3 protein-coding genes are annotated in these 3,080 nt (G+C 61.0%); 2 read left to right on the top strand and 1 reads right to left on the bottom strand.

Annotated features, from left to right (window positions below; translation table 11 throughout):
- The first annotated feature begins 110 nt into the window (after positions 1 to 110).
- Together GN300_RS25760 and GN300_RS25755 are read left to right on the top strand one after the other, a co-directional pair.
- Positions 111 to 1,286 carry a lipase family protein gene (locus tag GN300_RS25760; protein ID WP_054827626.1) on the top strand — a complete coding sequence of 392 codons (1,176 nt, stop codon included), beginning with the start codon at positions 111 to 113 and terminating at the stop codon, positions 1,284 to 1,286.
- A gap of 73 nt (positions 1,287 to 1,359) precedes the next feature.
- On the top strand, positions 1,360 to 1,833 hold the full coding sequence (locus GN300_RS25755; protein ID WP_019748468.1) for a DUF5709 domain-containing protein: 474 nt from the start codon (positions 1,360 to 1,362) through the stop codon (positions 1,831 to 1,833).
- Here GN300_RS25755 and GN300_RS25750 read toward each other — a convergent pair.
- Positions 1,822 to 2,862 carry a diguanylate cyclase gene (locus tag GN300_RS25750; RefSeq protein ID WP_233405702.1) on the bottom strand — a complete coding sequence of 347 codons (1,041 nt, stop codon included), beginning with the start codon at positions 2,860 to 2,862 and terminating at the stop codon, positions 1,822 to 1,824. The two genes, GN300_RS25755 and GN300_RS25750, sit on opposite strands and share 12 nt — an antisense overlap.
- Between the last annotated feature and the right edge of the window lie 218 nt (positions 2,863 to 3,080).

Here is a 3,080-nt window from a genome sequence, read left to right as displayed (position 1 = left end):
ACCAGGTTCGACATGGGTATGAGTGAAACACACAGGGTGATGGACCCCGGGTGGGTCCGGACGAGGGGAAAACGTTGAAACTGCGAACCACACGCGTGTTTACCGGATCGATGCTGACTGCCGCTGCACTGACTGCCGCACTGCTCTCCGGGGGGACTGCACAGGCCGATCCCGCATATCCGGCACCGGACCCGGACCCGTTCTATTCGCAAGCAGCGGCCGAGGGGACCGCCGGCACGCCGATCTCCGTGCGCCGGGCCCCTGACCTGATGACCTTTCCCGGCGTCGCGATCTGGCAGGTCAGTTACAGGTCCACGAACTCCGAGAACAAGCCTATTGCCGCGGTCAGCACGATCCTGGTCCCGCCGAATCAAGCACAAGACGGCCCGTTGCTCTCGTATCAGCACATCGTCAATGCACTCGGTACGGGATGTGCGCCGTCTCGCGCGCTTTACGCATCGGATCCCAACATCGTCATCCGTGAAGCGCCCATCCTCAACGTCGCGCTGCAACGTGGATGGACCATTGCCCTTCCCGACCATCTCGGACCCAACAGTGCGTACGGCGCCGCGCGCCTGGGCGGACAGATCACGCTCGACGGTATCCGCGCCGTTCAGAAAGTCCCCGAATTGCGTAGTGGCGCCAGCCCTGTCGGTATTGCCGGCTACTCCGGCGGCGGCATGGCCACCGCGTGGGCGGCCGCACTGGCCCCGAGCTACGCACCCGAGGTCAACCTCGTCGGTGTAGCCGAGGGCGGTGTCCCGATGAATCTGTCCAAGATGGCAAACGGCCTCGGACAGGATCCGCACCCGGCATTCGGCCTCGCGTTCGCCGCAGCCATGGGCCTCGAACGCGAGTATCCCGACCTACTGCCGCTGAGCAACCAACTCAACGACCTCGGACGGTCGATGCGGGCCGAACTCACCAACGCGTGCACCAACGACATCCTCAGGGTCGGTGCCGGGCGCAGTGCCTCTCAGGTGTCGACGTCGACATCCTTGCTGTCCAGCCCTGAAGTGCGAAAGGTGATGGACGACAACAGCGTCGAACTCTATCCGGGTGTGCCGACTGCCCCGGTGTTCGAATGGCACACGCCCGACGACGTTCTGATCCCCATCGATTCGGTGGTCAACACGATTTCGCGGTACTGCGCCGCCGGAGCCACGATTCAATCCCAACTGTTCCCCAGCCCGGACCACCTCACCACTGCGGTCCTCGGTCTGCCCACCGCATTCGAGTACCTACAGGACCGATTCGACGGAGTGCCGGCCCCGCGTTCGTGCTGAATGTCTCCGCAGTGATGTATCGAGCAGGCGCGGCACATGGCCAACTCGGTGTGCCCGTGGCATCGTTGATCGTATGAGCGACACGGATGACACCGGCGCGGCCGGCAATGGCGATTACAGTCTCGATCCCGACGACCAGCTTCAACCTGAAGACACTCTGATCGATCGAGGCGTCGACGACATTCTCGACGAGGGAATCTCACCACCGGAACGCCCACTGGGACTTGATGCCCACGGGTTGACCGGCAGCGAGGAATCAGCGGGGGAGACCCTCGACGAGCGCCTGGCCGAAGAAGAACCCGATCCGTACGCGTCGCTCGGAGATCCTTTGAAGGATCCCGCCGATGCCGACGAATTCGAACGGGAAGAAGAATTCCCGAACGGTGACGAAGTGGGTAACCGTCGCGTCGGGCGTCTCGTTGCCGAAGACGAGGGCCGATACGAGGACGAGGAAAGCGAACTCATTGCCGGAGACGTCGGAATCGACGGCGGCGCAGCGTCGGCGGAGGAAGCCGCGATGCATCTGATCGAAGAATCAGACGACTGACCGACCGCGTGACTGTTGTGGCTGTTGATCGGTGAGAACGATGGAGTGGACGTGATTTCCACCCATTCTCTTGCTTTCGTACATCGCCGAATCGGCTAGGCGATGTAGATCGTGAACGCCGCTTTCTGCTGCTTGTACGTCTGGCCAGGCGCCGTTGTGTATGGCTATGCCGATGCTTGTCGTCGAGAGTGGTTCGCCTGTAGGGGAGTTCATGATGGGCGCGATCCGGGCCAGTAGATCGCCGACGTACGGCAACGGCATCATCTGAACGACGACGAACTCGTCACCGCCGATGCGCGCTATCGCCGCGTCCGATCTGGCCCAGTCGTGTAGTCGATAGGCCGTGCGCAGTATGACTCGGTCGCCGACGTCGTGACCGTAGGTGTCGTTGAAGTGTTTGAAATTGTCGATGTCGATCACCACCACCAGCAAGGACTGGTCGAGGCTGGATTTCGCTTGCAGGAGTTCGGAAGTCCGCCGTGAGAGTCCGCGCCGATTCAGCAGGTCCGTCAACGGATCGAGTTCGGAGCTTTGAGCGTCGTTGCTCAGGAGCGCCAGAGCAATCTGCGTGACCACCGGTATGACAGTGATGACGGGAATGGCAAAGGCAATGCGCCCCAGGACGTCTGGAAGGCCAGAAGGTACATCGGTGAACACGCCGATGCTGGCAACAACGATGACCGCCCCGGAAAACAGCAGGTGCCACAGCTGAGTTCGAAGATTGTGAAAGAAGGCTATGTACGAGCCGACGAGCCCGAAGACGAGACATCCGAGCAATCTCTGATCCGGATTCGCCTCAGCCAGCACGATCACCGCAACGGCGAAGTCCCCGGCAACGACGAAGAAATACGACCTTTCACGGGTGGTCGCTACGACAGGCAGGGCAATTCCGCCGATCATCACAAGCACTGCGACGACGACGTCCAACGGAAATCCGATGGTCTGTACCGAATGAGTGCCCAGTCGCTTCAGCAGAATCGTGATACCCAGGAGGAAAACCAATACGCCGATGCCTATCCGAGTCGGCATCAGAATTCCGTTGTCGCGCAAGAATCGCGTGAATCGGTCAAACTGGTCTGGCACTGCGAGCCAGCGATGCACGACCTTGGGTGTGTCGCTCATCGCGGCCACTGACCATGAGAAGCGGCCGGTCGAATACAACACATGCGGCGATAGTAGTCCGTGGCGATGACAATGGAACTGAACTCGCCTCCAGCCTGTCGACCATAATACGTCACAGTGACGAA

The organism is Rhodococcus sp. Ni2, assembly GCF_021352185.1.
Classification (GTDB): domain Bacteria; phylum Actinomycetota; class Actinomycetes; order Mycobacteriales; family Mycobacteriaceae; genus Rhodococcus_F; species Rhodococcus_F qingshengii.
This window is presented reverse-complemented; position numbering and strand designations above follow the sequence as displayed.

What these genes read in the sequence shown, in the direction of transcription:
- GN300_RS25750 (WP_233405702.1), bottom strand. Translation starts at nt 2,862, where the DNA reads ATGCCGACTCGGATAGGCATCGGCGTATTGGTTTTCCTCCTGGGTATC.
- GN300_RS25760 (WP_054827626.1), top strand. Translation starts at nt 111, where the DNA reads ATGCTGACTGCCGCTGCACTGACTGCCGCACTGCTCTCCGGGGGGACT.
- GN300_RS25755 (WP_019748468.1), top strand. Translation starts at nt 1,360, where the DNA reads ATGAGCGACACGGATGACACCGGCGCGGCCGGCAATGGCGATTACAGT.